Raw genomic sequence first — 2,840 nt, 5'->3', positions numbered from 1 at the left:
CCGCTTCAGCCACAGGTCCACCACGAGGTTGAGGACCAGGCCGGCCGCGCCCCAGACGCCGACGACCAGCATGTTCCGCCCGATCCCGTGGCCGTCGAAATAGACCATGCTGCGCGCGACGTCCACCGCCGCCGGCAGCGGCAGCACGTCCTTCAGGTGGGCGAAGACCTCCGGGACCATGTGGACCGACATGCCGCCGCCCGAGGCCGGCACGCCCGCCAGCATCATCACGACCATCACCGGCACGATGGCCGCGAGGCCCACCGTGCGGGTGAACACGGCGGTGGCCAGCGACACGGCGAACACGGTCAGCGCCCCGCAGGCGACGAACTGCCACGCGGGGACGTCGATCGCGCCGATCATGACGTCGAACAGCAGCCACAGCCAGGCGGAGATTCCCACCGCCCAGCCCGCCTGGAACGGCAGGATCCCCCGGGTCCGGGTCAGCTCCGGCGCGCCGCCGCGCAGCACCGCCATCAGCAGGAAGCCGGCCATGATCCACGACATGCCGACGTACATGCTGTTGCTGCCCATGGTGTCGTGCTCGGTGAGCGGCTTGACGTCCTTGGTCTCCAGGGGCGTCTGCGAGCCCGCGGCGATCTGCTGGAACATCTGCCGCAGCGCCATGTGCTGGCTGTTGCCCGCGGCCGAGGAGGTCAGCAGGGTGGCCGCGCCGCCGCGCTCGGTGGGCAGGACGTAGGCGCCGACGATCTCCTGGTCGAGGATCCGCTCCTCGGCCTCCTCCACCGAGTCGCCGGTGGACAGCTCGAGCATCCCGCCCAGCTCGGGCTCGAGCGCGGCCGTCACCTGCTCGGCCTGCCCGGTGGTCGCCCCGACGACCGTGACCGGCATGTCGTGGATCTGTGGCTTGTGCATGGAGGCGCCCATCAGGCCGACCACCATCACCAGGATCGACAGCGGGAACGCCACCGCCGCGACCCGGCGCACCCACAGCGGCCGCACCGGCCCGCCGGCCAGCGCGGGCAGCGGCGTGCTGCCGTCGGTCACCGGGGGAGCGGCCGGGATCAGGTGCCCCTTGCGCTCCTTGAGCAGGGCGAGCGCCAGGGCGGCGACCAGCCAGACGCCCAGGGTGATCAGGTGGCCGTCCAGGCCGCGGCCGTCGAAGTAGAGGAGGCTGCGCAGCGACTCACCGGCCGCGGGAAGCGGCAGCACGCCGTGCAGCCACTGGAAGAAGCCCGGCATGGTGTGGACGGACAGCGCCAGGTTCGACGCCGGCATGCCGAAGCACACCCACAGCAGCATGCCCACGAGCACGGCCAGCGGTCCGACCAGCTTGGTGAAGAGCATCTGGGCGCAGCCCACCGCGCCGGTGGCCAGCATGCCGATGCCGACGAACGCGAGGTAGTGCCCGTCGACCGCGCCGACCAGCGGTCCGAGGATCAGCCAGATCACGCTGCTGGTCACGAACGACCAGCCCGCCAGCAGCGGCACGAAGCGGCGCACCGACAGCAGGTACGGCATCGACATGGTCAGCACGCTCAGCGGTACGTAGCCCGCCAGCATCATGCCCATGGCGGCGAAGAGCACGGCGATGCCCGCCATGTCGCCGTCCGGAAGGGGCGCCGCGTCCTTGGTCTCGAGGTCCCAGCCCTGCCCCACGGTGACCGGGGTGAGGAGCTGGGCGACGGTGCTCGCCTGGGAGGCGCCGCCCGCCGACGCGGTGGTGAGGACCGCCGGTCCGCCGTCACCGGCGGGTATCTCGAGGACGCCCGTGACCTCCTGGTCCCGCAGCAGGTCGACCGCCCGGTCCGCGTCGCCGACCAGCCGCGCGTCGACGGCGCCGCCGGGGGAGTCGTCGAGCGCGGAGACGACCGCCTCGGCGGCGGGCCCGGTGCCGACGACCGCGACCGGCATGTGGTCGGCCGTCGGCTCGTGCATGGTGCCGACGTAGCTCGCGTACATCATCGTGACCATCAGGAACGGCATCACGAACAGGGCGACGTAACGCCCGATACGCGTCCTGCGGTCCTCCGGCGGCCGGCCGGCCGGAAGCCCGGAGGCGCCGGGTTCCCCGGTGGGTGCGGTGGCGGTGTCCAAGGTGTGGTGCTCCTCCGTGCAGCGAGCCGAACTAAGTCGCCCGACTTAGCTTTGGATGCCCAGCGTAAATCAAGTCAGGTGTCTTACTCGCTTCGGGTGGGTTAACTTGGCGCTGAACGTCGGACATCTCACACGGAGCCCAGGAGCCGTCCATGGCCAGATCGGAGCGGGCACGGACCGCCCTGCTCGACGCCGCCGAGCGGCTGTTCGCCCAGCAGGGCATCGCCCAGGTCTCCGACCGGAAGGTGGCGGAGGCGGCCGGCAACAACAACCACTCGGCCGTCGGTTACCACTTCGGCGGCCGCGACGGCCTGCTGCGCGCACTGGTCGAGCGGCACATGGAGGAGGTCGAGGTGCGCAGCCGCGCCGTCTTCGACGGCTCCGACTCGCTGCTGGGCGACGTGCGGGCCCTGGTCGTCCCGGTGACCGAGGTGCTGGGAGAGCTGTCGAGGCCGACCTGGCGGGCCCGCTTCTTCAGCCTCGCGCTCCACGACCCCTCGGTCTCGCAGCTGATGCGGCGGACCGCCGTGACCGCGCCGACCACCGCCCGGATCGCGCGGTCGGTGGGCGCCCGGCTGAGCCATCTGGACCCGGCGGTGGTGCGGGGCCGGACGGCGCTGATGGCCCACCTCATCAGCTCGGCGTGCGCCGAGATCGAGGAGCGCGCGGAACGGGACGGCGAGGAGCCCGACTGGCCGGCCGTCGGCGACTTCCTCTCCGACGCCATCGCCGGGATGCTCCTCGCCCCGGTGAGCCGTCCGCGGCGCGCGGCCGGGGCGGGC

2 protein-coding genes are annotated in these 2,840 nt (G+C 72.3%); one reads left to right on the top strand and one right to left on the bottom strand.

The features are described 5' to 3' along the window. Positions 1-2,058, bottom strand: a 2,058-nt coding sequence (locus HW445_RS25190; RefSeq protein ID WP_180223210.1) for an ABC transporter permease, incomplete at its 3' end; no start/stop codon positions are given. A 152-nt stretch (positions 2,059-2,210) separates the two neighbouring features. Here HW445_RS25190 and HW445_RS25185 point away from each other — a divergent pair. After that, a partial coding sequence (locus HW445_RS25185; protein WP_180223209.1) for a TetR/AcrR family transcriptional regulator occupies positions 2,211-2,840 on the top strand: 630 nt, incomplete at its 3' end.

Origin of the sequence: Streptomyces sp. UH6 (assembly GCF_013421635.1) — a bacterium.
In the GTDB taxonomy this organism is placed as follows: Bacteria; Actinomycetota; Actinomycetes; order Streptomycetales; family Streptomycetaceae; genus Streptomyces; species Streptomyces abyssomicinicus.
This window is presented reverse-complemented; position numbering and strand designations above follow the sequence as displayed.